Below are 25,075 nucleotides of genomic sequence, written 5' to 3' on the forward strand. Positions count from 1 at the left end.
GTAGCGATAGTCCAGACCGGCGCCTAGTGCGCCGGTTTTGTAATGACCTCAGATAAAGCCCCCATCATGCATTCTAAAATCCTCATTCTCGATTTCGGTTCCCAAGTTACCCAGTTGATCGCCCGCCGCGTGCGCGATTCCGGCGTGTTTTCCGAAGTCTTCCCGTATGACGTCAGCGACGAATTCGTGCGCAACTATGGCGCCGCCGGCGTGATCCTGTCGGGCAGCCATAATTCCACCCTGGACGGCGACTCTCCGCGCGCGCCGCAAGCCGTGTTCGAGCTGGGCGTACCGGTGCTGGGCATCTGCTACGGCATGCAAACCATGGCGGCCCAGCTGGGCGGCAAGGTGGAAAACGGCCTGGTGCGCGAATTCGGCTACGCCGAAGTGCGCGCCCGCAGCCACACCAAGTTGCTCAACGGTATTGCCGACTTCGTCACCGACGAAGGCCACGGCATGCTGAAAGTGTGGATGAGCCACGGGGACAAAGTGCTGGAAATGCCGCCAGGCTTCAAGCTGATGGGCAACACGCCTAGCTGCCCGATCGCCGCCATGGCTGACGAAGAACGCCAGTTCTACGGCGTGCAATTCCACCCGGAAGTGACGCACACGGTGCAGGGCAAGGCCATGATCGGCCGTTTCGTGCATGAAATCTGCGGCTGCAAATCGGACTGGAACATGCCCGACTACATCAGCGAAGCGGTGGAGAAAATCCGTGCGCAAGTGGGCACCGACGACGTCATCCTGGGCCTGTCCGGCGGCGTCGATTCCTCCGTGGCCGCTGCCCTGATCCACCGCGCCATCGGCGACCAGCTGACGTGCGTCTTCGTCGACCACGGTCTGCTGCGCCTGGACGAAGGCAAGATGGTGATGGACATGTTCGCCAAGAACCTGGGCGTGAAAGTCATCCGCGTCGATGCGGAAGAACAGTTCATGGGCCACCTGGCCGGCGTCACCGATCCCGAGCAGAAGCGCAAGATCATCGGCCGCGAATTCGTCGAAGTGTTCCAGGTGGAATCTGGCAAACTGGTCAACGCCAAATGGCTGGCGCAAGGCACCATTTACCCGGATGTCATCGAATCGGCCGGCAAGGGCAAGAAAGGCCAGACCATCAAGAGCCATCACAACGTGGGCGGCTTGCCGGACACCATGAAGCTCAAGCTGCTGGAACCCTTGCGCGAACTGTTCAAAGATGAAGTGCGCAAACTGGGCGTGGCCCTGGGCTTGCCGCATGACATGGTCTATCGCCACCCGTTCCCGGGCCCGGGCCTGGGCGTGCGCATCCTCGGCGAAGTCAAGAAAGACTACGCCGACCTGCTTCGCCGCGCCGACGCCATCTTCATCGAAGAACTGCGCAACACGCCATACGAATTCGTTGCCGGCCAGGCCGTCGACCCGGACGCGCTGCCAGCGAACTGGTACGAAGCCACCAGCCAGGCCTTCGCCGTCTTCCTGCCCGTCAAATCGGTGGGCGTGATGGGCGATGGCCGCACCTACGAATACGTGGTGGCCCTGCGCGCCGTGCAAACGCAGGACTTCATGACGGCCCACTGGGCACATCTGCCGCACAGCCTGCTGGGCAAGGTGTCGAACCGCATCATCAATGAAGTGCGCGGCATCAACCGCGTCGTCTACGATATCTCGGGCAAGCCGCCAGCGACCATCGAGTGGGAATAATCTCCCGTCCGGCAGCGTAAGGTAATATCGGATCAATGCAACAGCTAAGCCCCTGATTCTTCGTTTTTTTTACCTGATGGCAGTCGCAAAACTGCAGGCGATATCAGCATCGACTATGTCGTCTGCCCCATACCTACCAGGCGTGCCAGGGTATCCTGCGCATTCATGGACTTGGCCAGCGAAACGGCAGTCATGCCGCGGCTGTCCAAGGCATCGGTGCGGGCGCCGTGCTGCAGCAGCAGTTCCAGGATGGCCAGGCGGTTGAACATGGCGGCCATCATCAACGGTGTCTTGCCGTCCGGGCTGGCGCCTTCCACGTTGGCGCCGTGCCGCAGCAGCAGTTCGGCGATGTCAAGGTAACCCTTGTAGGCCACGCCGGCCAGCGGCGTCTGGCCCTGGTCGTTGGGGACGTTGGGGTCGGCGCCCGCTGCGAGCAGCAGGCGCGACGTTTCCAGGTGGCCGAGGTAGCTGGCCAGCATGATCAGGCTGTCGCCTTTTTCGTTGCGAAAGTTGACGGGCACGCCCTGGGCTAGCATGACGCCCAGTTGCTGCGTATCGCCCTCGCGCACCAGGGCAAACAGGCCCTGGATGAATTCCAGCGTTTCGGCATCCATTGTTGCCGGGAGTTTCCGTGCATCGGTGTTCATCGTATTCTTTCTGCGAAGGTGGTCAGTGCCTGCAGTCTACTATGCGCCCGCCGCCAGCGCCTTTTGCCGAGCGGCCAGCGCCGCGCCGATGAAGAGGGCGATGGCCGAGGCGATCAAGCCCCGCTCCAGTCCGGCCGGGCCATCGGCGATCCAGCCGACCACGACAGGGCCGACAATCTGGCCCAGTGCGAATACCGTCGTGTAGGCGCTGATGCCGGCAGTCCAGGATTGCTGCGGCAGGTTATGCCGCACCAGTGCCGTGGTCGAGGCCACCACCGACAGGAATACGGCGCCGAACACCAGGCCGGAGATGAACACGACGGGCACAAAGCTGGTCAGCGCGGGCAGGACGGTCACCACGCCCAGCACGCCATTCAATATTGCCAGCGATTCGCCGCCCTTGTAGCGGTCGAGCATGCGTGCCCAGATGCGCGACGAGGCCACCACCGCCAAACCCAGCAAGGTGTAGAACACGGTGATCAGCGTGGCTGGCATGCCTTGCTGCTTGAGCAGGGCGATAACGAAGGTCATGTAGCCGATGTAGCCAACGCCAAACATGAAATAGCCGGCCAGGCTGGGGGCGAAATCGCGCCAGGCGAAGCGCCGCGGCGTGTCGAGCGCGCGCGGCGCTTCGCCGATGGCCTTCGCCGGCACGGCCATGATGGCGGTGGCGGCCAGGCAGGCGATGCCCAGTGCCAGCCAGGGCCATTGCCAGGCGTGCGCGGCGCCATGCTCCTGTGCGGCGGCCAGCGCCGCCGGCACCAGCAGGGCCGACAGCGCGATGCCGAAGCCCGTGCCGCCATAATACAGGCCAATGTAGAAGCCGGCGTGCTGGCTGTGCATGGAACCGAGGCGCGCCGCCAGCACGCCGCCGGCGATGAAGATGAAGGCGCTGGCCACGCCTGCACACACGCGCTGCAGGAACAGGGCGGTCGTATCGCTGACCAGGCCCGACATCAGCATGAAGATGCTGGCCAGCACGGAACCGATGATCAGCAAGCGCCACACGCCCAGGCGGCGCATCAGCGCCGGCGTGACCAGGGCGCTGAGAAAATAGCCTAGCGCATTGAAGGTGTTCATGGCCCCGGCCAGCAGGTAGGACCAGCCCAGGTCGGCGCGCATGGGCGGCAGCAGCAAGCCGTAGGAAAAGCGCGACAGGCCGAGGGCGACGGCGGCGCCCAGCGAGAGCGCCAGCGCCGTCGCCAGCGGATGGGCCGGGGAATGATCGTGTGTCGGCATGGCCTGGAGACCCGTCTATGTCAAAAAGTGCAATGGAGTTGGCGCCGGGGTGGGGCAGGCCGGCGGGCGAGGTCTGTGAGGGACAGTGGATAGGGCGCTGACTACACGCTTTTTTACTGCTAAGTTAATGAATCGGCCCTGAGAAGTCAAGCAGGGTCGTGCCTGTACATGATGGGCAATAGTGCAATCCTTGCCATCGTTACTTTTGGAGAGAATTGTGAGACATGCAATGCCATATAATTGCAATTAGGAAATTAACTTGCCTAAAATCAATTTCGCAGGTTGCTCCTGATCATCCATCTCATAAGGGCACTATGAACAAGAATAAACCCGGCGCGTTGTTGATTGCAGCGCTGATTGGCGCGGCTTTGGCTGGCTGCGCTTCCGAATCGTCGCAAGCCCTGGCTGTCCCCACGGTTGCCAGCGCAGCCCGTCCCTACGTTGGTCCACGCACCCTGATCGCTGTCGGCAAGTTCGACAACCGCTCGAACTTCATGCGCGGCATCTTTTCCGATGGCGTCGACCGCCTGGGCAGCCAGTCGAAAACAATCCTGATTGCGCACCTGCAGACGTCCAACCGTTTCAATGTGCTCGACCGCGACAACATGGCCGAACTCAAGCAAGAAGCCGAATTCAAGAAGCAGGGCCAGAATATCAAGGGCGCCGATTTCGTCGTGACCGGCGACGTGACCGAATTCGGTCGCAAGGAAGTGGGCGACAAGCAATTGTTCGGCATCATGGGCCGCGGCAAGACGCAAGTGGCGTATGCCAAAGTCACGCTGAACGTCGTCAACATCGCCACCTCGGAAGTCGTGTATTCGAGCTCGGGCGCAGGCGAATACAGCCTGTCGAACCGCGAAGTGCTGGGCTTTGGAGGCACCGCCAGCTATGACGCCACCCTCAACGGCAAGGTCCTGGACCTGGCCATGCGCGAAGCGGTAGAGCGCCTGGTCGCTGGCGTCGAAGCGGGCGCACTGCGCAAACAATAAGGTATCCCATGAAAACAATGATGAACAAGGGCGCTGCCCTGCTGGCCCTGCTCGCCTGTGCCGCACTGACCGGTTGTGCCACGCAATCGAAGACCCTGTATCAATGGGAAGGCTATCAGCCGCAAGTGTACGAATACCTGAAGGGTGAAAGTCCGGAGCAGCAGATCGCCGCCATGGAAAAAGACCTGCAAGTGATCGCTGCGAAGGGCAATCATGCGCCGCCGGGTTTCCATGCCCACCTGGGCATGCTGTACTCGATCGCGGGCAAGCCGGAGCAGGTTGCCGCGCAGTTCGAAGACGAGAAAAAACTGTTTCCGGAATCGACGCCGTACATGGACTTCCTGTTGGGTAAATTGAAAAAAGGCGAGAAATTATGATGTCGCGCATATTGAAAATGGCCCTGTGCCTGGGTCCCGCCATCTTCATGGTCGGTTGCGCCACCAAGCAGGCCGCTTATGACTATACGGCCTTCAAGGCGGCCAAGCCTCGTTCGATCGTGGTCTTGCCGCCGTTGAACAACTCGCCGGAAGTCAATGCCGGCAACAGCGTCTACGCGCAAGTGACCTATCCGCTGGCCGAAGCGGGCTACTACGTGCTGCCGGTGGCCGTGGTCGGTGAAACGTTCAAGCAGAACGGCTTGACGAATGCCGCCGATATCCACGGTGTCGATGCGAAAAAGCTCAACGAGATCTTTGGCGCCGATGCGGGCCTGTACGTGACGATCTCCAAGTACGGCACGACTTACGCCGTGATCGACAGCGTGACGGTGGTATCGGTCGATGCCAAGCTGGTGGACCTGAAGACGGGCGCCTTGCTGTGGCAGGGCGCGGCCAGCGCGTCTAGCAACGAAGGCAATAACAGCGGTGGCGGCGGGCTGGTCGGCATGCTGGTGACGGCGGCGGTCAAGCAGATAATCAACACCAGCACCGATGCGAGCCATCCGCTGGCTGGCACGGCGAACGCGCGCATGCTGTCGGCCGGCGTGCCGAATGGCTTGCTGTACGGCCCCCGTTCGGAACGCTACCTGGCGCAATAATCGTCAGGTAACACCCCCGCACAGGCCCTGCATTCGCCAGGGCCTGTTGCATTGTGTGCCTGGTACCACCGAATCGTTCGTCTACGACCATCAAATCCGGATCGACGTGCGCAGCGATGGCGCCGACGACATGAAGATTGCGTGGGAGTGCCAGTCCTGGTGCCGGAGCAGGTGCTTGCTGACGTGGCTGGCGCAAGCCGGCTTCCCCCAGCCACGTTAAGATAGCGGTATTTTCTGGACTGTGAGGGGCCTGCGTGCGCGTGTTGCTGGTGGAAGACGATCCGATGATCGGGGAAAGCTTGGTCGAGGGCTTGCGCGGCGAGTGCTATGCCGTGGATTGGGTGCGCGACGGCCACGATGCGGAGCTGGCGCTGGCCGGTTTCGCCTACGACCTGATGCTGCTGGACCTGGGCTTGCCCGGCAAGGAGGGCATGGACGTGCTGCGCGCCACGCGCGCGCGGGGGGGCGACTTGCCCGTGCTGATCATCACGGCGCGCGACGGCACGCGGGCCCGCGTCGAGGGGCTCGACAGCGGCGCCGACGATTACCTGGTCAAGCCATTCGACCTCGATGAGCTGTTGGCGCGCATACGCGCGCTGCTGCGGCGCCGGGTCAGCCGTTCGCGCTCCGTCATCGAGCATGGCGCGCTGACCCTGGACCTGGCCAGCCACGACGTCACCTATGAAGGCGCGCAGATCAAGCTGCCGCCGCGCGAGTTTTCCGTGCTGCGCGCCTTGCTCGACCATCCGGGCAAGGTGGTGTCGAAGCGGCAACTGAGCGAAAAGCTGTACGGTTGGGATAGCGAAGTGGAAAGCAATACCGTCGATGTCTACGTGTACCAGCTGCGCAAGAAGTTCGGCGCGGACAGCATCCAGACCGTGCGCGGCGTGGGCTACAAGATGCGGGTAGCATCTTGATGACCATTCGCCGCCAGTTGCTGATGGGTTTGCTGGCCGCCACCTTGCTGTGCGTGCTCGGCGCCGGTATTTCGCTGTTTCGCTCGCTGCTGGAAGAAGCCAATGAACTGGCCGATTTGCAGCTGCGCCAGCTGGCCGTGGCCTTGCCCGATGAATTTGCGCCGCAAACGGGGCTGGCCGCCGCGCAAGACCCGGAAGAAGCGTTCGTGTTGCAAGCGTGGGACGAGGTGGGCCAGCCATTGTCCGTCTTGCCGGACCAGCCTGCACTGCCGCGTTATGCGCTGGCGGGCTTTGCCGATGTCACGGTGCGCGGCGAGGACTGGCGCCTGTACGGCGAGACGCGGCGCGGCCGTTATGTGCAGGTGGCGCAGGCGCAGGCCGTGCGTGACCAGCTGGCCTGGCAGATGACCATGCGGGCCGGCGCACCCCTGCTGGTGTTCGCGCTGATCCTGGCGTTGCTGATCGTCGTCGTGGTGGGGCGCGCTCTGGCGCCCCTGCACCGGCTGGCAGAATCGGTGGCGGGCCGTTCGCCGGACGCCCTGACGCCGCTGGAGGCGCAGCAGATGCCGCCCGAACTGCGGCCCGTGGCGCTGGCGCTCAACAGCTTGATGGGCCAGTTCGAGGCGGCGCTGACGGCGCAACGCACCTTCGTTGCCGACGCCGCGCATGAACTGCGCTCGCCGCTGACGGCATTGAAACTGCAGCTGCAGGTAGCCGAACGGGCCGCCAGCGAGGAAGAGCGCCGCGTGGCGCTGGCGCGGCTGCATGAACGGCTGGACCGCAGCACGCACCTGGTGCGGCAACTGCTCAGCTTGGCGCGCCATGAAACGGCGCTGGCGGCCAGCCAGTTGCAAACTGTCGATCTGGGACAGTTGCTGGAAGCGGCCGTGGCCGATCACAGCGCGCTGGCCGACAGCCGTGAAATCGACTTGGGCGTGGTGGAAACGGCGCCGGCCAGGGTGCTGGTGCAGGCCGACCCCGACGGTTTGCAAGTCTTGCTGAATAATCTGATCGACAACGCCTTGCGCTACACGCAGCAGGGCGGCAGGGTCGATTTGCAGGCGGCGCTGGAAGATGGCCGGCCCCTGCTGCGCGTGTCCGACAACGGCCCCGGCGTCCCGCGCCGGCACCATGCGCGCCTGTTCGACCGCTTCTTCCGTCCCGACGGCAACGACGCCTGGGGCTGCGGCCTGGGTCTCTCCATCGTGCGCCACATCGCCGAGCATCACCAGGCCGACATCGCGCTGGCCGATGGGGAGGCGGGGCGGGGCCTGCAGGTGACGGTGCGCTTTCCGCAAGCGGCTTGAACGGTCAAAAAAAAAGCGGATGCCTGTGAGGGCATCCGCTTTTCAGTCACGGGCGAGGCGCTTACGCCAGCTCGGTGATGAATTGCTCGCGCGCAGGGCGCACTTTTTTCAAGTCCACCAGCCAGTCGCCTTCATCGGCGCGATAGCCCAGAGGCAGCATGACGACTGAGCGCAGGCCTTTTTCGCGCAAGCCCAGGATTTCATCGACCTTGGCCGGATCAAAGCCTTCCATCGGCGTCGAATCGACTTTTTCCTGAGCTGCGGCGATCAGGGCCGTGCCCACGCCAATATATGCCTGGCGCGCCGCGTGCTGGTAGTTGGTTTCTGCATCGCGCTGCGGATACGTGGCCAGGATTTGCTGGCGGTACGCTTCCCAGCCTTCATTCTTGAAGCCGCGCACGGTATTGACCAGGTCAAACATCTTGTTGATGCGTTCGACCGTGTAATTGTCCCAGGCGGCAAACACCAGCAGATGCGAAGCGTCCGTCACTTGCGACTGGTTCCACGCATGCGGCTTGATCTGCTCGCGCAGGGCAGGATTCGTCACGACGAACACTTCATACGGGTGCAGTCCGCTGGAGCTGGCCGTCAGGCGCACGGCTTCCAGGATGCGCTCGACCTTGTCTTGCGGCACCGTTTTCGTCGGGTCCATCTTCTTGGTGGCGTAGCGCCATTGCAGTGTTTCGAGCAAATCGGACATGTAAATCCCTTTCATAATGAATAGTTCAGATTGGAAATGATAGCGGATTCAGGCATTTCAAGTGCGGTGGGCAAAAAGAAGCTGTTTTGCGTACTCAAGTTAGCGCACTCAAGCACTGTTGTCTACAGGCCAAGCATGGCAAGCTCATGTTGCGGGTAGCGCGCGCCCTGCACGCTGGCGGGAGCGATGGCGGCGCCGATGGCGGCCAGCTCGGCGTCGCTCAGCCTGATGTGCGCTGCGGCGAGATTCTCTTCCAGGTGCGCCAGGCTGCGGGCGCCGGGAATCGGCACGATGTCGCTGCCTTGCGCCAGCAGCCAGGCCAGGGCCAGTTGCGCCGCCGTGGCGCCGCGCGCCGTCGCCAGGCGCTGTAGTTCGGCCACCATGTTCGCGTTGGCTGCCATCGCCTGCGGCTGGAAGCGGGGCAGGCTGTGGCGGTAATCATCGGGTGCCAGTGCGGTGCTGGACCTGAGCTGGCCCGTCAAAAATCCCCGGCCCAGCGGGCTGTAGGGCACGAAGCCGATGCCCAGCGCGCGGCAGGCGGGCAGCACCTCGGCTTCCACGTCGCGGCTCCACAGCGAGTATTCGGATTGCACCGCCGCAATCGGATGCACGGCATGGGCGCGGCGCAGGGTGGCGGCCGACACTTCCGACAGACCCAGGTGGCGCACCTTGCCCGCCTGGACCAGCTGCGCCATGGCACCCACCACGTCTTCGATGGGCACAGCGGGGTCCACGCGGTGCTGGTACAGCAGGTCGATGCAGTCTATGCCTAGCCTGGACAGCGATGCTTCCACGGCCTGGACGATGTGTTCCGGCCGGCTGTCGACGCCCGCCATGCGTTCCACACCCTGGCCATGGGGCAAGATATTGAAGCCGAACTTGGTGGCAATACTGACCTTGACCTTGCCGCGCAGCTGCTTGATGGCGCGGCCCACCAGTTCCTCGTTGGCGTAGGGGCCGTAGACTTCCGCCGTATCGATCAGGGTCACGCCCAGTTCCACGGCGCGGTGCAGCACGCGCAGCGAGGTTGCTTCGTCCGCGCCTCCATAGGCAAAGCTCATGCCCATGCAGCCCAGGCCGATGGCGGCGACGCGCAAGCCGGAGTTGCCCAGTGTTCTGTGTTCCATTGTCATTCCTCGTCAAAAAAAGATGCAATGAGTATGGTGGAAGGAACAGCATGCGATAAGATAGCTTATCCTGCATGCATTACTGAATATGGTTCATGAATTATGGCTGACCTGAACGAATTGACGGCCTTTGCCGCAGTCGCCCGCCTGCGCAGCTTTCGCAAGGCGGCGCTGGAGCGGGGCGTATCCGCCAGTGCCCTCAGCCATGCGCTGCGCGCGCTGGAAGAGCGCCTGGGCGTGCGCCTGCTGAACCGCACCACGCGCAGCGTCACGCCGACCGAGGCGGGGCAGCAGTTGCTGGAGCGCCTTACGCCGGCCATGCGCGAAATCGATGATGCCTTGCTGGACCTGAGCACTTTGCAGGATGTGCCCGCCGGCAAGCTGCGCCTGAACGTACCCCGTCCGGCCGCCCGCTTGCTGCTGGCGCCCATGCTGGCTTGTTTTGTCGCGCGTTATCCGCGCGTGCAGGTGGAACTGGTCACCGATGACGGCATGATCGATATCGTGCGCGACGGTTTTGACGCGGGCATCCGCTTTGGCGAGCACGTGGCGGCCGACATGATCGCCGTGCCCGTGGGCGCGCCGCAACCGTTCGTGGTGGTGGCGTCGCCCGCCTACCTGGCGGCGCACGGCGCGCCGGCCACGCCGCGCGACCTGCTGCGCCATGCCTGCATAGTCCGGCGCTTCCCCAGCGGGCGCCAGTATGCGTGGGAGTTCGAGCAGAAGGGGGAAGCCGTCAGCATCGCCGTCGGCGGTCCGCTGGTGTTCGACGACGATGAACTGATGCTGCGCACGGCCCGCGACGGCGCGGGCCTGGCGTATGTGTACGAGGCCGATGCGCGCGCCGATATCGCCGTGGGGCGCCTGGTGTGCGTGCTGGAGAATTGTTTGCCGCCGCCGCCCCGTTACTTCCTGTACTACCCGAGCCGGCGGCAGATGCCGCCCGTGCTGCGCGCCTTTGTCGACATGGTCCGTGCCGACGGGGCCGCGCCGCCTGCGTAGCTAGCCAGCGGACGGCGGCGCGGCATGCTCGACCGGCCACTTGACGGTGAACACGCTGCCGCCCGCCTTGCCACGCGTGCAGACGGCGCTGCCGCCGTGCGCGCGGGCGATGGCTTCGACCACGGCCAGGCCCAGGCCGCTGCCCGCGTTCAGGTCGACCCTGGCGCTGTCGCCGCGGCGGAACGCTTCGAATACATGCGGCGCCAGTTCGTCGGAAATGCCGGGGCCGGCATCCTCGACGCTCAGGAAGTACTGGCCGGCCTGCACGCGGGTGCGCACGCGCAGCAGGCCCGGATGCGCATAGCGGCGCGCGTTGTCGAGCAGGGCCAGCACGATTTGCCGGATGCGCGCCGCATCGCAGCAGACGGGATGATCGGACAGGTGCAACTGCAGGGCAAAGCCGGCCGCTTCCATGTCCGGCGCCAGCAGGCGGCCCACTTCCTCGATTTCCAGGGTCAGGTCCGTCCAGGCCATGCGCAGCTGCATGTAGCCGCTGTCGGCCAGGCTCAGGGTGCGCAAGTCCTCGATCAGGCGGCCCAGGTCCTCGACTTGCGACAGCAGGCTGGAAAACGGCACTTCCTCGGGCTTGAAGACGCCGTCGACGACGCCTTGCAAGGTGCCGCGCAGGATCGTCACGGGCGTGCGCAGTTCGTGCGCGATGGCCGCATTCCACGTCTCGCTTTCCTTGGCCGTCCGCTGCAGGCGCTCGGCCATGCTGTTGAAGTCATCGACCAGCATGGCCGTCTCGCCCAGGCTGCGGTCGCCCGCGAAGGCGCGCGCGGAAAGGTCGCCATGCGCCACGCGGCGCACGCTGTCCATCACGGAATTGATCGGTTTCAATATGCGCGAAGCGAGCTTGATGGCGAAAAACGCGGCCAGCAGCAAGCCGAAAATGGTGATGGCGAAGATCCACAGCCATTCCGCCGTCGTCGGCGACCAGTCGTCGGGCTCGGACAGCATGCCGGGGTCGATCTTGAAGGCGATGGCGAAGAAGGTCCAGGAACCGATCCAGATGAGCAGGATACCGCTGACCATCAGCACGGACATCGACAGCACGATCTGCCGGTTCAGGCCCGTGAAGCGCATCAGTCGCTTTCCAGCCGGTAGCCCACGCCGCGCAGGCTGGCCGGCATGTTCATGACGCCCGCTTCCTCCAGCTTCTTGCGCAGCTTGCTGACGTGGCTGTCCACTGTGCGTTCCAGCGAATTGCTCTCAGGCATGCACGACTCCAGCAGTTCCAAACGGCTGCAGACGCGCCGCGGCGTGCGCGCCAGGTGCGCCAGCAGGCGGAATTCGGTCAGCGTCAGGCTGAGCATAAGGGGCTGGGGCGCGCCTTCGCGCAGCACGCTGGCCACATACGTTTCCTGGTCGATCTCGATGGGCCCGCAGCGCAGGCGCTGGCCGCCCACCGGGTGGTGGCGCACGCGCGAGCGGCGCAACACGGCCGCCACGCGCGCCACCACTTCGGCCGGATTGAAGGGCTTGATGATGTAATCGTCGGCGCCCACGCGCAGGGCGGCCAGCTTGTCGGCATCCTGGTCGCGCGCCGTCAGCATGATGACGGGCGTTTCGCCGCGTCGCCGCACTTCTGTCAACACGCCCCAGCCATCGACATGGGGCATTTGCACGTCCAGCAGCAGCAGGTCCGGCGCCAGCGCCAGGTGCTGCTGCAGCGCTTCCTGGCCATCGAGGGCGAAGGCAGTGCGGTAGCCGTCGCGTTCCAGGTAGCCTGCGAGGATGCGGGCAATTTGCGGTTCATCTTCGGCAATCAGGATGAGGGCGGAAGGCGGCGTGGTGGCAAGAAAAGAGGGCTGGCTGGCGCTGTGATGATAGTTCATGCAGGAGTCTAGCATTCTTCTTTCTCTCCATCGAATCTCCACATTTCTTTGACGAAATATCCACCTTGGCCTTTTATGCTGCGCTTATCTGTCGACCGGACCGCCGGTTGGGATCTGCCATAGAAAAGACCATGCATCCGAGCCACCTCTCCAAGAAAAACATGTTGATCGCCGCGGCACTGTTCAGCCTTGCCGCCTGTTCCAAACCCGCACCGGAAGAAGCGGGGGCGCCGCCCGCCGCCGTCACTGTGCTCAAGCTGCGAGCGGCCCCCGTGGTCCTCAGCGATGAATTGCCGGGCAGGGTGGCGGCCTTCCGCACGGCCGACATCCGTCCGCAAGTGGGCGGCATCGTGCTGCGCCGCCAGTTCGAACAGGGCGCCGAGGTGCAGGCGGGGCAGAAGCTGTTCCAGCTCAACCCCGCGCCATTCCAGGCGGACGTCGATTCCGCCGCTGCCGCCCTGCAGCACGCGGTGGCCACGGCGAATCGCGCCAGCAGCCAGGCCGACCGATTGAAACCGCTGGTGGAGGCGGACGCCATCAGCCGCCAGGCGTATGACGATGCCGTGGCCCAGCGCGAGCAAGCCGTGGCCACCGTGGCGCAGGCGCGTGCCAGCCTGGCGCGCCGCCGCCTGGACCTGGCTTTTGCCAGCATCGAAGCGCCCATTGCCGGGCGCATCGGCTCCGAGCTGGTGACGGAAGGCGCGCTGGTGGGCTTGGCCGACGCGGCGCCGATGGCGCGCATCCAGCAGATCGACAAGGTGTATGTCGACGTGCGCCAGCCGGCCGCCGCGCTGGCCGCGCTGCAAGCCTCAGGCAATGGAGGCGCCGACAAGCTGCCCGTGACTATCCTGAGTGCCGATGGCCAGCCGCATCCCGTCACGGGGCGCATTTTATTCTCCGGCATCAGCGTCGATGCGGGCACGGGCGACGCCGTCATCCGCGTGCTGGTCGACAATCCACAGCGCCAGTTGTTGCCAGGCATGTTCGTGCGCGCCCGCATCGCCCGCGCCGTGCAGCCGGATGGCGTGCTGCTGCCGCAGCAAGCCGTCTTGCACAGCAGCGGCGGCCAGGCGCAAGCCTGGGTGCTCGATGGCACGCACAAAGCCAGTCTGAAACCGATTGCCGTAGGCGACGTGATCGACCACCAGTACGTGGTCAACGGCGGCTTGAAAGCTGGGGACACCGTCGTCATCGAAGGCCAGGAACGTTTGCAGCCGGGCGCCACCGCCGCACCGCAACCATGGAAACCAGCCGTCGTGGCAGCCGCCGCTGCCGCCAAGGCGCGGTGATGCACCATTTGAATACAATGAAAGCGTAATGACATGCCTCAATTTTTCATCAACCGCCCCGTCTTTGCGTGGGTGGTGGCGGTCTTCATCGTCCTGTTCGGACTGATCGCCATACCGCAATTGCCGATTGCGCGCTTCCCTTCCGTGGCGCCGCCCAGCGTCAGCATCAGCGCCAACTACCCTGGCGCCACGCCGCAAACCATGAACGATTCCGTGGTGGGGCTAATCGAGCGCGAACTGTCGGGCGTCAAGCACCTGCTGTATTTCGAGTCGTCCACCGATACCTCGGGCTCGGCCTCGATCACCGTCACCTTCCAGCCGGGCACGAATCCGGAAATGGCGCAGGTGGACGTGCAGAACCGCCTGAAAGCCATCGAACCGCGCCTGCCGCAAGCCGTGCGGCAAAATGGCTTGACGGTGGAATCGGCGTCGTCCGGCTTCCTGATGATCGTCAGCCTGATTTCCGACAATGGCCAGCACGATGAAGTGGCGCTGGGCGACTACCTGGCGCGCAACGTGACGGAAGAACTGCGCCGCATCCCCGGCGTGGGCAAGGTGCAGCTGTTCGGCTCCGAGCGGGCCATGCGCATCTGGGTCGATCCGGCCAAGCTGGTGTCGTACAACATCGCCATGGGTGACATCACGGCGGCGGTGGCGCAGCAAAATGCGCAGATCGCGCCGGGCCGCCTGGGCGATTCGCCCGCCGTGCACGGCCAGCGCGTCACCATCCCGCTGACGGTGCAGGGCCAGCTGCAAACGCCGGCCGAATTTGCCGCCATCGTGCTGCGCGCGAACGCGGACGGCTCGAAAGTGACCATCGGCGACGTGGCGAAAGTGGCGCTGGGGGCGCAAAGCTTCAATTTCAGCATCCGCGAAAACGGCCAGGCCGCTTCCGGCGCCGCCATCATGCTGTCGCCCGGCGCCAACGCCGTGCAGACGGCCAGCGCCGTGCGCGCGCGCATGGCCGAACTGGCGCACACCATGCCGGCCGGGATCAAGTACTCGGTGCCGTTCGATACGGCGCCATTCGTGAAAATCTCGATTGAAAAGGTCATCGTCACCCTGTTGGAGGCGATGGTGCTGGTCTTCCTCGTCATGTATCTGTTCCTGCAAAAGATACGCTACACCCTGATTCCCGCCATCGTCGCGCCGATTGCCCTGATGGGCACTTTCACGGTCATGCTGCTGGCCGGCTATTCCATCAACGTGCTGACCATGTTCGGCATGGTGCTGGCGATTGGCATCATCGTCGATGACGCCATCGTCGTGGTGGAAGCGGTGGAGCGCCTGATGGCCACCGAAGGCTTGTCGCCGAAGGAAGCGACATCGAAAGCGATGCGCGAAATCACGGGCGCCGTGGTCGGCATCACCCTGGTGCTGACGGCCGTGTTCATCCCGATGGCGCTGGCCAGCGGCTCGGTGGGCGCGATCTACCGCCAGTTCACGCTGGCCATGGCCGTGTCGATTTTGTTTTCGGCGTTTTTGGCGCTGACCCTGACGCCGGCCCTGTGCGCCACCATGCTGAAACCCATCGGCCCGCACGACTACGATAAAAAAGGCTTTTTCCTGTGGTTCGACCGTCAGTTCGAGCGCATGACGGCCCGCTATGAAAAGGGCGTGGTGGCGATGCTGAAGCGCGCAGGCCGTTCGATGGTGCTGTATGGTGCCATCGTCGCGGCGCTGGGCGTGGCCTTCATGCAGCTGCCGTCGGCCTTTTTGCCCGAGGAAGATCAGGGCTACTTCATCACCTCGATCCAGCTGCCGTCCGACGCGACCATGGAGCGCACGCTCGATGTCGTCAAATTGTACGAGCAGCACGTGGCCACGCGGCCCGGCATTGAGGTAAATCAATCGATCCTCGGCTTCAGTTTTTCCGGCGCGGGGCCGAATGCGGGCCTGGCGTTTACCATGCTGAAGGACTGGAAACAGCGCAACGGCGCCACGGCGCAGGAAGAAGTGGCGCTGGCGCAGGCCGCCATGTCGCAGGCGAAGGAGGGCGTGATCATGAGCCTGATGCCGCCCGCCATTGATGAACTGGGCAATTCGTCCGGCTTTTCCATGCGCCTGCAAGACCGCGCCAACCAGGGCATCGCCGCCCTGCAGGCGGCGCAGAACCAGTTGCTGGGCCTGGCCGCGCAAAGCAGCAAGGTGGCGGGCGTGTATCCGGACGGCTTGCCGCCCGGCGCCAGCGTGCGCCTCGATATCGACCGCACCAAGGCCGAGGCATTGGGCGTGTCATTTACAGCCATCGCCGACATGCTGACGGCGGCCATGGGGTCCACCTATGTCAACGATTTCCCGAATGCTGGCCGCATGCAGCAAGTGATCATCCAGGCCGATGCGCCGTCGCGCATGCAGTTGAACGACGTGCTGGCCTTGCGCATCCGCAATAACGCGGGCGGCATGGTGGCCTTGGGCGAACTGGTGCGCCCTGTGTGGAGCGAATCGCCGCTGCAACTGGTGCGCTACCAGGGCTATCCTGCGGCGCGCATCTCCGGCAGCGCGGCGCCCGGTGTGTCCAGCGGCGACGCCATGCTGGAAATGGAGCGCCTGGTGAAGCAGTTGCCACCCGGCTTCGCGCTGGCGTGGACGGGGCAGTCGCTGCAAGAGAAGGAATCGGCCTCGCAAGCGCCCATGCTGATGGCGCTGTCGATGCTGGTGGTGTTCCTCGTGCTGGCGGCCCTGTATGAAAGCTGGAGCATTCCTGTCTCCGTGATGCTGGTGGTGCCGCTGGGTTTGCTGGGCGCCGTACTGGCTGTGATGCTGCGCGGCATGCCGAACGATGTGTTCTTCAAGGTGGGCATGATCACGATCATCGGCTTGTCGGCCAAGAACGCGATCCTGATCGTCGAATATGCGCGCCAGTTGCAGGCGCAGGGCAAGGGGCTGGTCGAGGCAACGGTGGAGGCGGCACGCTTGCGCTTGCGCCCGATCCTGATGACCTCATTGGCGTTCGCGCTGGGCGTCGTGCCGCTGATGCTGGCGACGGGCGCCAGCGCCGAGACGCAACATGCGATCGGCACGGGCGTGTTCGGCGGCATGATTACCGCCACCGTGCTGGCCGTGTTTTTCGTGCCCGTGTTCTTTGTCGTGGTGCTGGGCGCCGTCGACAGGGTGGGCAGCTATTTCAACAAACGCAGTAATCGCACCGCCGTCAAGGCGGTGGAAGGAGAGTTGTAATGCGTTTGATATTTATCACGCCGCTGGCCGCGCTGGCCTTGTCGGCCTGTTCATTGACGCCGCCGTTGGTCAAGCCGGCGCCGCCTATCCCTGCCGCGTATGCCGAGGTCGCCGCAGCGGGCATGGGCGACACTGCAGCCGACCTGGGCTGGCGCCAGATGCTGCTGGATGCGCGCCTGCAGCGCTTGGTCAGCCTGGCGCTGGAAAACAACCGCGACTTGCGCGTGGCGTCGCTCAACGTGGAAGCCGTGCGGGCCCAGTACCAGATCCAGGATGCGGGCCGCTATCCGGCCATCGGCGCGAATGCGGGCGGCGTGCGCCAGCGCGCTGCGGATGCCACGATTCAAAATACGTTCACGGCCGGCATCGCCATGAGCGCATTCGAGCTCGACCTGTTCGGCCGCCTGCGCTCGCTGTCGGATGCCGCGTTTGCCCGCTACCTGGCCACGCAGCAGGGCCAGCGCGCCGCCCACATGGCCCTGATCGGGGCCGTCGCCGATGCTTATCTGGAACAGCGGCTGGCCGAGGAACAGCTGGCGCTGGCCCGCCAAACCCTGGCCGACTGGCGCCAGGCGCTGCTCCTGACACAGCGCTTGCACGGCGCGCAGCAGGGCAGTGGCCTTGACGTGGCGCAAGCGGAAGGGCAGGCGGCCACGGCGGAGGCGGATGTACAGGCACGGGAGCGGGCCAGCGCCTTGGCGCGCAACAACCTGGAATTGCTGCTGGGCGCGCCGCTGCCAGCCGACTTGCCCGCTGGCCGGCCGCTCGATGGCCAGCCTGTGCTGACGCAGCTGCCGCCCGGTTTGCCGTCGGACTTGCTGGCGCGCCGTCCCGATATTTTGCAGGCCGAATATGCGCTGGTGGCGGCGAATGCGGAAATCGGCGCCGCCCGCGCCGCCTTCTTCCCGCGTCTGTCGCTGACGGCGTCGCTGGGCCTGGCCAGCCCGGAGCTCGGCAACCTGTTCCGCGGCAGCGCGCGCAGCTGGTCGTTCGCGCCGCAAGTGACGCAGCCGCTGTTCCAGGGCGGCCAGCTGCGCGCGGAATTACAGTTGTCGCGCCTGCGCAAGGACGTGGCCGTGCTGCAATATGAGCAAGCCATCCAGGTGGCGTTTCGCGAAGTGCGCGATGGCCTGGCCGGCAGCGCCACATATGCGCAGCAGATCGCCGCGCAGCAGCGCGTGGCGGCGGCCGCCGAACAGCGGCGCAAGCTTTCGGCCTTGCGCTATGGCGCGGGCCAGGACAGCCGGCTGGAATTGCTCGACGCGCAGCGCCAGTCGTATGCGGCACAGCAATCATTGCTAGACTTGCGGCGCGACCAGTTCAAGTCGGCCGTGGCCCTGTACAAGGCGCTGGGGGGCGGACTGGAAGAGTAACGATTACCGGCGCTTGGCCTGCGGCGCCAGTGCCAGCGACCACGGTCCCCGCTCCGGGCGCAGGGCGTAGGCGACCAGGGTACCGTCGCCACTGGAGTCGGCCAGCAGGGCCGCCAGGCCGTCGGCCGGATTGCCGGACAAGGCGCGGAAGTCGAAGTCCGGCGTGGGCAGCATGCGCCACCTTGCTTGGGCGCCGGTGTCCAGCATGCACAGCTGTCCCTCGCCGTACACGATGTAACCATCGTGGAAATTCCCCGTCACCATCTCGATGGCGAGCGGTGGCGCCAGCAGCGTCGTCCAGGTATCGCCGGCGCCGTTGCGCGCCAGTTTAGCAACCACGCCATCGCCCACCGCCAGCATGCCGTGCTGCCAGTCGCCGGCGATCAGCGTGGCCTTGCCGCGCAACGGCGGGGCGGCACATGGCTCCCATTCACTCCACCCACTGGTGTTGCCGGTGCTGCGGCCCAGCCGGTACAGGCCGTGGCCATCGGCGGCGAGCAGCAGGTAGCCGTCCTGGTGATCGCCGGCCAGGCCCGTCATGCCCGTGCCGGCGGGCAGTGGCGCGACGTCCTTCCAGCGCGCGGACGGCTGGCCCAGCGCAGAGATATAGCGGATGGCCGTGCCGTGGGCCACCGTGGTGAAGTGCGCGCCGCCGCCGAGCAGGCAGGCAAATAGCGCTTCGCCGGGCACGACGCCGGCGAACTTCGGTGAATCTTGCCATGCTAACGCTTTCTCGACCTGGCTCAGGCTGCGCACCGCGCCGTCGTCGCCCAGCAGTACTATGCCGGTTCTGGGGCTGCCGGCGATGTGGATGTAGTTACTCATGTGGATTTCCTTGTGGAATGACTATCAGCCGGGCGTGTGTTTACCATGTCACGTTCAGGGTTTGCCGCATCCACGGGTGCTGGATGACGGCAAAGCCCCATGCCACCTGATCCACCAGCACATCGACCGTTTTACGTGCGATAGTCAGGCTGCATTGCCCGTCGATCCATTGCAGGCGGCCGTCGCGCTGCAGGAAGGTTTCGCGCAAGGCCTCTGGCGAGGTTTTTTGCATGTTGGGCCAGTTGCCAATGACGGCGCCCAGCAGTTGATTGCCTGCTGCCGTCTCCTCATCGCTGAGGTCGATGGGAGGAGCCGGGAAGTCGGGACTCAAGCCGCACAGCAGCCTGTTGAGCACCAGTTCCGGCTCCGGCGCATTGGTCCTGCCATCAGCCAGGTATTGCAGCAGCTGGACAGCACGCGCGCCGTGCTCGCCAAGCAGCTGCGGCCTGCCATTGTCGCCGGTGGTGAGCAAGTCCAGTTTTTTGAACAGCCTCGGCAGGAAGGGGTGGACCAGCACCAGGCCGGCGTTGGCGATGTAGCTGGTGGAAGGGGCGTGTGCAGCGTCGTTCATCGTTTATCCTGTAAACGTCCCGATAGGACGGTTGCGCGCGAGGCTCCAGCCCGTCGTGTGCTGGGTCGCGGGCTTGCCGTCCGCCAGCTGCACGCTGTAGGTCCAGAGGATTTCCGTAAAACTCAGCTTGAACTGCTCGGTTGGCATGTCGTCGGGATGGGTTTGCAGCTGGATTTCGCTGATCATGGCGTCGCGCAGCAAGATGCTGATGATGTTGGCCGTCTTGTCGCCCGAGTTGCGAGCGATGCACAGCCTGGTTGCTTGCGCAGGCCCCGTTCCCAGTGCTTGCGCCTGCAGGCACAGTTCATACAGCTTGACGGAAGTGCTGTCGACATATTTAACGCAGGTAAATTCCGTGATCACGGGCCGCCCCGACGTGCGTGCCGAATTGCTGACATCCGTCGTCATTTGCTGTTTCATGCCGTGGTGCAGCGAGACCAGCTCGATGCACGGGCCAATGTCCTGCAGGGCGCCCCCATTGCGCCAGCTGGCGTCAATAAGGCTGCCACCGTTGTCATCGTCCGGCGTCTTGCCGAACACGAGTTCCCGGTTGCCGGGTTCCAGCAAAATCAAATCCATGTTTGCCACTCCTGTCATCGAGAAAACAGTATTGCATTCCTATAGCCGGCCACGCAGCGGATGTGGCTTTGTCCAGCCAGCTTCACCAAAGGTGTCGACAAAACACACTTTCAGCTGTGCCATGCCCTGCGACGTGAAGTAGGCGTGGGCATTGGCGCTCTGGGGTTCGCGCGTAAAGAACCACAAGGCGTCACCGTGCGCCAGGCCCCGGCTGCCCACGCGGTGTACGAGCAGGTCGGCGCTGCCGCGGTCCACCAGGGCCACGCGCACGCGCGCCTCGCCCATCGTTGCTGTCTGATATATGGTTGTCACCAGCGCCTCCTTTCACAAGTCGTGTTGCCGTGGGACTATACACCGAATTAGTTGCCTAAAGATAACAACAACACCGGAAGGCCTGAGTATTTTTTTCGCTTGCATGCCATGGCAGCCGCGTGGCTGGGTAGCGAAATAATTTCAAAATAATAAGTATGGCGCCATTTTGGTGTTATTATTAAAATAACATTACTATTCCTCATTTCACGATGCTGGCCTAGTGTATTTTCTGGTTCACATTTCAAGAGGAGCATGCATGCGTCAATCCCACGTCGCGCTGTTGTTATCGGTTTGTATGGGCGGAGCGCACGCTGCGCCCACGATCCTGGCATTCGATGCCGATCACCTGAAGGTGGTTGAAGGCCAGCCTGTGCGCCTGCACTGGGAGGTGAGCGGGGCCGCCACGGTCATGCTGAATGGCGTGCCGGTCAGCGGCAACAGCCAGATCGTCCGGTATGCCGCTGGCGATGCTTCAACGCTGCGCCATACCTTGACGGCCAGCACGCCCGGCGAGCCGGAAACGGCCACGCGCACCATCGAACTGTCTGCCGGGGTCGTGCTGGACAAGGACTATATTCCCGAATCTTACGCGGCCGGCTGCAAACCCGTGCAGGAGAGCGATTTTGTCCTGGAGCATGAATATGCCCGCATCATGCCGCGCGACTGTACCTCTGTAAAAGTGCGCAATCCCGTATTTGTCTGGCCCGATGTTTATAACGTCGCAGAAATGGTCTTGACGGTCAATTTTCCCAGTGGCAAGAGTCCCTTGCGCATTACCACGACGCGCACGTCGCTGATTCTTCCCGAGTTGTTGAACGAAACCGGGCTGTACACGTGGCAGGTGGAGTATCGCCTGCCGGACGGCCAGAGCAGGTCCGGCGAGGTCCGGCGTTTTCATTTCGACGGCAATGCTGTCGACAACCTGCCCGACCTGCCCACCGCTGCCGAAGTCATGGCCAAGATCGGACAGCGTTTGCATCCGCGTCTGATTCCGCTGTCGGCGAATGGCCAAGTTATGCAAATGTCGGCCATCCACGCCGCCGTGCAGGCAAGTCCCCTGGCAGCCTCCTACGAAACATATCTGGCCGAGGCGGAGCAGGTATTGGCCAATGAACTATACGTCATGCCTGCAGAGCCAACCAACGAGGGGCCAAACGCTATCGAGCACGCATCGTTCGGGGCGGCGCAGGGAATAGAGCGGCTGGCCGTGGCGGCGCTGGTCAAGGGCGACCAGCGCTATCACGCGCAGGCCATTGCCCGCCTGCTGCAACTGGCCAGCTGGGCGCCGGAGGGCGTGAGCGGCGAATGCCAGCAGGATCAGGCCAACATGCAGATCATGGTCGCCCTGGCGCAAGGCTTGGACATGCTTTACTACAATATGACCGGGGCGGACCGCTATGTGCTCATCAATGCGATCAACGCACGGCTCAATCCCTTGATGTACAAGATGGAAGCAGGTTTGCGCGCCAATCCGTATGACTCGCATGTGCTGGCCTCCGCCTACTATGCGGTGCAAACCCTGATGCTGTCGGCCGGCGCCGTCGGTCAGGGACCGGCCGGCGACGTGACGTTTGAACAGGGCGCGCAATATGACAAGTCCTGCTATGCCAACGACAAGCCGCTGGTGCCGTTTGACCGTTTCTCCGCAGCCTGGGAAACGCTGATCACGAGTTCCGGCACCTGGGGCGGCGGCACGGACAGCGCGTTTGGCAACAGCGTCGGTTATGCGTGGTACGCGCTCACCTCCTATGCGCCGGCCATGGCCTCGTATCTGTTGATGGCCAACGTGGATATCAGCCGTATCCCCGCGCTGCGGCAGTTTGGCGACAATTTCCATGCGCACACGGTGCGGGACCGCTCGAGCAAGGTGCGCAGCGCATTCGGCGACGGCAGCAACCACACGGGATATTATGAATCCTATGCCTGGGATTCCTACCGCCTGTTTGCCCAGGTATCGCAAAATCCCGTCGACGAATGGTATTACCGTGACAATATTGAGCAGACCCAGTCGCTGGCCTTGCCCTTCCAGCATTATTTCCTGACAGCACTCAGGCCGCCCGTTGAACCCGCCGTACTCCCCGCATTGAAACGAGCGTATCTGTTCGAGGATGCGGGTGTGGTTGCCATGCACTCCGATACGGCTAATCCGCAGCGCTCGAGCCTGTTTTTCCGTTCCAGCCGTCTTGGCGCGATCAACCACAGCCATGCGGACAACAATGCCTTTACCTTTGTGTCAAAAGGCAAGAGTATTTTCATTTCCGGCGGCATCTATGAAAATTTTGGCGATTTGCCGGAGCAGCGGATAAGGCGTTCCACGCGCTACAAGAATGCGCTGACGTTCGATGCGGGGGCAGGGTATAACGACGCCGGCATAGGCCAGGCCGAGTCGACGGCAAACCCCGTTGCGCCGGGCGCGCCGCGGTTTTATATGCAGCCACATGGCAGGCTGATCAATTTTTATGCGGCCGAGACGAGCGACTGGTCGGTTGCCACCGGGGACGCCACGGCCGCTTACCGCAGCCTCGACGAAAGTACGTGGGCTTGGACCCCCTTGCTGCAAGGGGCGGTGCGTACTGTCGCCTATAACGCCAAGGCAGGCGTGGCCCTGATTTACGATTGGGCGCAGAGTGCGACCAAGCGCCGCTGGCAGATGAATTACCAGACGCTGGTGGCGCCGGTGGATATCGGGTCGCGTGAATTCAAGGTCAATGCGGGCGATGGCGTCAGCGTCTGCGTCAACTATCACGGATTTGACGGAAAGTATGCGGCGCCGGAAAAGATGTCCAAGGTGGCCAAGAATGCGCAACTGGCATGGCCGGCCGGCGAACCAGAGCAATATCACACCGCGTACAAGACCAATATACGCAGCAATTCCCTGGCCAGCCTGATCGTCTTGAAGGAAGACTGCAATGTTGTTTCCGTGACGGCTGAATATTTGTCGCCGACCAAGCTGCTCGTCAAGGTCGATACCAGCTGGTTCATCTTCGATAAAAAGGCGGTGCAGCTATCCGAGTAACTGGCGGGACTGCCTGGTAGGCGAATCATTGCTTTGATTCTATTTGATATTTCCAGTATTATGGAATCATTGCATCCATTCACCGGCTTCGGCGCTATTGTGCGCCTTGCCGCCTTATCCGGACCCTCGCCGCATGCTGACCGCTTTCCTGACCTTTCTCGCCACATTAACCCTCGTCATCTGGCAGCCGCGCGGCCTGGGCATCGGCTGGAGCGCCGTCATCGGCGCCTGCGTGGCCTTGCTGGCCGGCGTGATCCACTGGGGCGACATTCCCGTCGTCTGGCATATCGTGTGGAATGCCACCGGCACCTTCATCGCCGTGATCATCATCAGCCTGCTGCTCGACGCGGCCGGCTTTTTTGAATGGGCTGCGCTGCACGTGGCGCGCTGGGGCGGCGGCAGCGGTAGAAAACTGTTCGTGCTGCTGGTCTTGCTGGGCGCTCTGGTTTCCGCCGTGTTCGCCAATGACGGCGCCGCGCTGATCTTGACGCCCATCGTCATCGCCATGTTGCGGGCGCTGAAATTTTCCGCCAGGGCCACGCTGGCCTACGTGATGGCGGCCGGTTTTATTGCCGACACGGCCAGCCTGCCGCTGGTGGTGTCGAACCTGGTGAATATCGTATCGGCCGATTTCTTCAAGATCGGCTTTGCTGGGTACGCTTCCGTGATGGTGCCCGTCAACGTCGTCGCCGTGGCCGCCACCCTGGGTGTCTTGCTGCTCTTCTTCCGCCAGGATATCCCGCGCGACTACGATGCTTCGCAGCTGAAGCTCCCGGGCGCCGCCATCCGCGACCTGGCCACCTTCCGCGCCGGCTGGCTGGTGCTGGCGCTGCTGCTGGTGGGCTTTTTCTCGCAAGAACACCTGGGCGTGCCCATCAGTCTGATCGCCGCCGTGGGCGCCGCGCTGCTGCTGGGCGTGGCAGGCAAGGGGCATGTGATTTCCACGCGCCATGTGATCCGCCATGCGCCGTGGCATATCGTCGTCTTTTCGCTGGGCATGTACCTGGTCGTGTATGGCTTGCGCAATGCTGGCTTGACGGCTTACCTGACGGGTATGCTGAATCACTTTGCCCAGTATGGCGTGTGGGGCGCAGCCATGGGCACGGGCGTGCTGACGGCCTTGCTGTCGTCCGTGATGAACAACCTGCCGACGGTGCTGGTGGGCGCGCTGGCCATCGATCCGACGACGGCGCAGGGGGCCGTGCGCGAAGCGATGATCTACGCCAACGTCATCGGCAGTGACTTGGGGCCGAAGATCACGCCCATCGGCAGCCTGGCCACCTTGCTGTGGCTGCACGTGCTCGACAGCAAGGATATCCATATTTCCTGGGGCTACTATTTCCGCGTCGGCATCGTGCTGACCGTGCCTGTGCTGCTGCTGACCCTGGCGGCACTGGCGCTGCGCCTGGGGTGATCTCATAGTCGGGCCGATGACTGCTAGACGACCGGTC

General features: G+C 63.7%; 22 protein-coding genes. 12 read left to right on the forward strand and 10 right to left on the reverse strand.

Annotation, left to right across the window (positions count from 1 at the left end; all coding sequences use genetic code 11):
• The first annotated feature begins 66 nt into the window (after positions 1-66).
• Positions 67-1,677, forward strand: coding sequence for a glutamine-hydrolyzing GMP synthase (gene guaA / locus ACQ4W0_RS17315; protein ID WP_426075120.1), 1,611 nt, complete (start codon positions 67-69; stop codon positions 1,675-1,677).
• A 113-nt stretch (positions 1,678-1,790) separates the two neighbouring features.
• On the opposite strand, the gene ACQ4W0_RS17320 is transcribed toward guaA, so the two are convergent.
• Both ACQ4W0_RS17320 and ACQ4W0_RS17325 read right to left on the reverse strand, forming a co-directional pair.
• Positions 1,791-2,324, reverse strand: coding sequence for an ankyrin repeat domain-containing protein (locus ACQ4W0_RS17320; protein WP_436577855.1), 534 nt, complete (start codon positions 2,322-2,324; stop codon positions 1,791-1,793).
• A 39-nt stretch (positions 2,325-2,363) separates the two neighbouring features.
• Entirely contained in the window at positions 2,364-3,563 is a 1,200-nt protein-coding gene (locus ACQ4W0_RS17325) for a YbfB/YjiJ family MFS transporter (protein ID WP_436577856.1), read from the reverse strand.
• 314 nt (positions 3,564-3,877) lie between these two features.
• Between ACQ4W0_RS17325 and ACQ4W0_RS17330 the strand changes: the two genes are divergently transcribed.
• The 5 genes from ACQ4W0_RS17330 (at position 3,878) to ACQ4W0_RS17350 (ending at position 7,812) form a co-directional block, all read left to right on the forward strand.
• Positions 3,878-4,552, forward strand: coding sequence for a CsgG/HfaB family protein (locus ACQ4W0_RS17330; protein WP_289948277.1), 675 nt, complete (start codon positions 3,878-3,880; stop codon positions 4,550-4,552).
• 8 nt (positions 4,553-4,560) lie between these two features.
• Positions 4,561-4,929 carry a DUF4810 domain-containing protein gene (locus ACQ4W0_RS17335; protein WP_426074342.1) on the forward strand — a complete coding sequence of 123 codons (369 nt, stop codon included), beginning with the start codon at positions 4,561-4,563 and terminating at the stop codon, positions 4,927-4,929.
• Positions 4,926-5,588 (forward strand): DUF799 domain-containing protein, encoded by a 663-nt coding sequence (locus ACQ4W0_RS17340; RefSeq protein WP_436577857.1) that lies wholly within the window; start codon positions 4,926-4,928, stop codon positions 5,586-5,588. The genes ACQ4W0_RS17335 and ACQ4W0_RS17340 overlap by 4 nt, the downstream gene beginning before the upstream one ends.
• Before the next feature lie 254 nt (positions 5,589-5,842).
• A complete protein-coding gene (locus ACQ4W0_RS17345) occupies positions 5,843-6,505 on the forward strand; it encodes a response regulator (RefSeq protein WP_436577858.1) in 663 nt (220 codons plus the stop codon).
• The gene (locus ACQ4W0_RS17350; RefSeq protein ID WP_436578049.1) at positions 6,505-7,812 is read left to right on the forward strand and encodes an ATP-binding protein; all 1,308 of its coding nucleotides are present in this window, start codon (positions 6,505-6,507) and stop codon (positions 7,810-7,812) included. The genes ACQ4W0_RS17345 and ACQ4W0_RS17350 overlap by 1 nt, the downstream gene beginning before the upstream one ends.
• 61 nt (positions 7,813-7,873) lie before the next feature.
• Here ACQ4W0_RS17350 and ACQ4W0_RS17355 read toward each other — a convergent pair whose 3' ends face one another.
• Both ACQ4W0_RS17355 and ACQ4W0_RS17360 read right to left on the reverse strand, forming a co-directional pair.
• Positions 7,874-8,512 carry an NAD(P)H-dependent oxidoreductase gene (locus ACQ4W0_RS17355; protein ID WP_070306009.1) on the reverse strand — a complete coding sequence of 213 codons (639 nt, stop codon included), beginning with the start codon at positions 8,510-8,512 and terminating at the stop codon, positions 7,874-7,876.
• Between the two features lie 122 nt (positions 8,513-8,634).
• On the reverse strand, positions 8,635-9,639 hold the full coding sequence (locus tag ACQ4W0_RS17360) for an aldo/keto reductase (RefSeq protein WP_436577859.1): 1,005 nt from the start codon (positions 9,637-9,639) through the stop codon (positions 8,635-8,637).
• Positions 9,640-9,741: 102 nt separating this feature from the next.
• On the opposite strand from ACQ4W0_RS17360, the gene ACQ4W0_RS17365 reads away from it, so the two are divergent.
• Positions 9,742-10,641, forward strand: coding sequence for a LysR family transcriptional regulator (locus tag ACQ4W0_RS17365; RefSeq protein WP_436577860.1), 900 nt, complete (start codon positions 9,742-9,744; stop codon positions 10,639-10,641).
• Here the strand turns inward: ACQ4W0_RS17365 and ACQ4W0_RS17370 are convergent, their stop codons facing one another.
• Positions 10,642-11,727, reverse strand: a complete 1,086-nt coding sequence (locus ACQ4W0_RS17370; RefSeq protein ID WP_436577861.1) for an ATP-binding protein — start codon at positions 11,725-11,727, stop codon at positions 10,642-10,644.
• Positions 11,727-12,479 carry a response regulator gene (locus ACQ4W0_RS17375; RefSeq protein WP_436577862.1) on the reverse strand — a complete coding sequence of 251 codons (753 nt, stop codon included), beginning with the start codon at positions 12,477-12,479 and terminating at the stop codon, positions 11,727-11,729. The genes ACQ4W0_RS17370 and ACQ4W0_RS17375 overlap by 1 nt, the downstream gene beginning before the upstream one ends.
• A 131-nt stretch (positions 12,480-12,610) precedes the next feature.
• Between ACQ4W0_RS17375 and ACQ4W0_RS17380 the strand changes: the two genes are divergently transcribed.
• From ACQ4W0_RS17380 to ACQ4W0_RS17390, 3 genes are read left to right on the forward strand one after another with little or no spacing between them, the layout of a single operon-like run.
• Positions 12,611-13,768 (forward strand): efflux RND transporter periplasmic adaptor subunit, encoded by a 1,158-nt coding sequence (locus ACQ4W0_RS17380; RefSeq protein ID WP_436577863.1) that lies wholly within the window; start codon positions 12,611-12,613, stop codon positions 13,766-13,768.
• 33 nt (positions 13,769-13,801) lie between these two features.
• Positions 13,802-16,948: a multidrug efflux RND transporter permease subunit gene (locus ACQ4W0_RS17385; protein WP_436577864.1), complete on the forward strand. Its 3,147-nt coding sequence runs from the start codon at positions 13,802-13,804 to the stop codon at positions 16,946-16,948.
• Positions 16,948-18,321 carry an efflux transporter outer membrane subunit gene (locus ACQ4W0_RS17390; RefSeq protein ID WP_436577865.1) on the forward strand — a complete coding sequence of 458 codons (1,374 nt, stop codon included), beginning with the start codon at positions 16,948-16,950 and terminating at the stop codon, positions 18,319-18,321. The genes ACQ4W0_RS17385 and ACQ4W0_RS17390 overlap by 1 nt, the downstream gene beginning before the upstream one ends.
• A gap of 3 nt (positions 18,322-18,324) precedes the next feature.
• Here the strand turns inward: ACQ4W0_RS17390 and ACQ4W0_RS17395 are convergent, their stop codons facing one another.
• The 4 genes from ACQ4W0_RS17395 to ACQ4W0_RS17410 are packed head-to-tail and all read right to left on the reverse strand — an operon-like array spanning position 18,325 to position 20,608.
• The gene (locus tag ACQ4W0_RS17395) at positions 18,325-19,146 is read right to left on the reverse strand and encodes a hypothetical protein (protein ID WP_436577866.1); all 822 of its coding nucleotides are present in this window, start codon (positions 19,144-19,146) and stop codon (positions 18,325-18,327) included.
• 40 nt (positions 19,147-19,186) lie between these two features.
• A complete protein-coding gene (locus ACQ4W0_RS17400) occupies positions 19,187-19,717 on the reverse strand; it encodes a contractile injection system tape measure protein (protein WP_436577867.1) in 531 nt (176 codons plus the stop codon).
• A 3-nt stretch (positions 19,718-19,720) separates the two neighbouring features.
• A complete protein-coding gene (locus ACQ4W0_RS17405) occupies positions 19,721-20,296 on the reverse strand; it encodes an Hcp family type VI secretion system effector (protein WP_436577868.1) in 576 nt (191 codons plus the stop codon).
• Positions 20,297-20,335: 39 nt separating this feature from the next.
• Positions 20,336-20,608, reverse strand: coding sequence for a 7(1) septoil knot domain-containing protein (locus tag ACQ4W0_RS17410; RefSeq protein ID WP_436577869.1), 273 nt, complete (start codon positions 20,606-20,608; stop codon positions 20,336-20,338).
• Between the two features lie 256 nt (positions 20,609-20,864).
• On the opposite strand from ACQ4W0_RS17410, the gene ACQ4W0_RS17415 reads away from it, so the two are divergent.
• Positions 20,865-23,624: a heparinase II/III domain-containing protein gene (locus ACQ4W0_RS17415; protein ID WP_436577870.1), complete on the forward strand. Its 2,760-nt coding sequence runs from the start codon at positions 20,865-20,867 to the stop codon at positions 23,622-23,624.
• 133 nt (positions 23,625-23,757) lie between these two features.
• Positions 23,758-25,038, forward strand: coding sequence for an arsenic transporter (locus ACQ4W0_RS17420; protein ID WP_436577871.1), 1,281 nt, complete (start codon positions 23,758-23,760; stop codon positions 25,036-25,038).
• Positions 25,039-25,075: the final 37 nt, after the last annotated feature.

This window comes from Janthinobacterium breve, from assembly GCF_051380895.1.
In the GTDB taxonomy this organism is placed as follows: domain Bacteria; phylum Pseudomonadota; class Gammaproteobacteria; order Burkholderiales; family Burkholderiaceae_D; genus Janthinobacterium.

Excerpts from the sequence above, each read along its gene's own strand:
- ACQ4W0_RS17350 (WP_436578049.1), top strand. The coding sequence starts at position 6,505 with ATGACCATTCGCCGCCAGTTGCTGATGGGTTTGCTGGCCGCCACCTTG.
- ACQ4W0_RS17405 (WP_436577868.1), bottom strand. The coding sequence starts at position 20,296 with ATGGATTTGATTTTGCTGGAACCCGGCAACCGGGAACTCGTGTTCGGC.
- ACQ4W0_RS17415 (WP_436577870.1), top strand. The coding sequence starts at position 20,865 with ATGCGTCAATCCCACGTCGCGCTGTTGTTATCGGTTTGTATGGGCGGA.
- ACQ4W0_RS17420 (WP_436577871.1), top strand. The coding sequence starts at position 23,758 with ATGCTGACCGCTTTCCTGACCTTTCTCGCCACATTAACCCTCGTCATC.
- ACQ4W0_RS17360 (WP_436577859.1), bottom strand. The coding sequence starts at position 9,639 with ATGGAACACAGAACACTGGGCAACTCCGGCTTGCGCGTCGCCGCCATC.
- ACQ4W0_RS17375 (WP_436577862.1), bottom strand. The coding sequence starts at position 12,479 with ATGAACTATCATCACAGCGCCAGCCAGCCCTCTTTTCTTGCCACCACG.
- ACQ4W0_RS17320 (WP_436577855.1), bottom strand. The coding sequence starts at position 2,324 with ATGAACACCGATGCACGGAAACTCCCGGCAACAATGGATGCCGAAACG.
- ACQ4W0_RS17395 (WP_436577866.1), bottom strand. The coding sequence starts at position 19,146 with ATGAGTAACTACATCCACATCGCCGGCAGCCCCAGAACCGGCATAGTA.
- ACQ4W0_RS17330 (WP_289948277.1), top strand. The coding sequence starts at position 3,878 with ATGAACAAGAATAAACCCGGCGCGTTGTTGATTGCAGCGCTGATTGGC.
- ACQ4W0_RS17340 (WP_436577857.1), top strand. The coding sequence starts at position 4,926 with ATGATGTCGCGCATATTGAAAATGGCCCTGTGCCTGGGTCCCGCCATC.
- ACQ4W0_RS17335 (WP_426074342.1), top strand. The coding sequence starts at position 4,561 with ATGAAAACAATGATGAACAAGGGCGCTGCCCTGCTGGCCCTGCTCGCC.
- ACQ4W0_RS17400 (WP_436577867.1), bottom strand. The coding sequence starts at position 19,717 with ATGAACGACGCTGCACACGCCCCTTCCACCAGCTACATCGCCAACGCC.
- ACQ4W0_RS17355 (WP_070306009.1), bottom strand. The coding sequence starts at position 8,512 with ATGTCCGATTTGCTCGAAACACTGCAATGGCGCTACGCCACCAAGAAG.
- ACQ4W0_RS17390 (WP_436577865.1), top strand. The coding sequence starts at position 16,948 with ATGCGTTTGATATTTATCACGCCGCTGGCCGCGCTGGCCTTGTCGGCC.
- ACQ4W0_RS17325 (WP_436577856.1), bottom strand. The coding sequence starts at position 3,563 with ATGCCGACACACGATCATTCCCCGGCCCATCCGCTGGCGACGGCGCTG.
- ACQ4W0_RS17380 (WP_436577863.1), top strand. The coding sequence starts at position 12,611 with ATGCATCCGAGCCACCTCTCCAAGAAAAACATGTTGATCGCCGCGGCA.
- guaA (WP_426075120.1), top strand. The coding sequence starts at position 67 with ATGCATTCTAAAATCCTCATTCTCGATTTCGGTTCCCAAGTTACCCAG.
- ACQ4W0_RS17370 (WP_436577861.1), bottom strand. The coding sequence starts at position 11,727 with ATGCGCTTCACGGGCCTGAACCGGCAGATCGTGCTGTCGATGTCCGTG.
- ACQ4W0_RS17365 (WP_436577860.1), top strand. The coding sequence starts at position 9,742 with ATGGCTGACCTGAACGAATTGACGGCCTTTGCCGCAGTCGCCCGCCTG.
- ACQ4W0_RS17385 (WP_436577864.1), top strand. The coding sequence starts at position 13,802 with ATGCCTCAATTTTTCATCAACCGCCCCGTCTTTGCGTGGGTGGTGGCG.